Raw genomic sequence first — 228 nt, 5'->3', positions numbered from 1 at the left:
CGAGCGCCTTGCGCACGGCTTCCGGTTCGCGGGCGATCACCGTGAGATAGGCCCGGGCGGCCTGATCCGGCTCGCTCTTGCCCTGCTCCCAATCTCTCAACGTTCCGAGCGGAATGGGAAAGCGCGCCGAGAACTCTTCCTGCGTAAGGCCGAGCGCGCGCCGCATCACCTTGACCTGCGGCACGCGTTTCAAACGCGCCTGGCGCCCCGGGGTAATCGGCGGATTGT

At 67.1% G+C, this 228-nt stretch carries 1 protein-coding gene; it reads right to left on the bottom strand.

Translation table 11 applies throughout. From position 1 onward, the window contains the following. Positions 1–184 (bottom strand): helix-turn-helix domain-containing protein (locus KVT28_RS27710; RefSeq protein ID WP_368734953.1); only part of this gene is annotated, 184 nt, incomplete at its 3' end. Positions 185–228 lie beyond the last annotated feature (44 nt).

The sequence above is a fragment of the Pantoea sp. GbtcB22 genome (assembly GCF_019091025.1).
GTDB lineage: Bacteria > Pseudomonadota > Gammaproteobacteria > Enterobacterales > Enterobacteriaceae > Pantoea > Pantoea leporis.
This window is presented reverse-complemented; position numbering and strand designations above follow the sequence as displayed.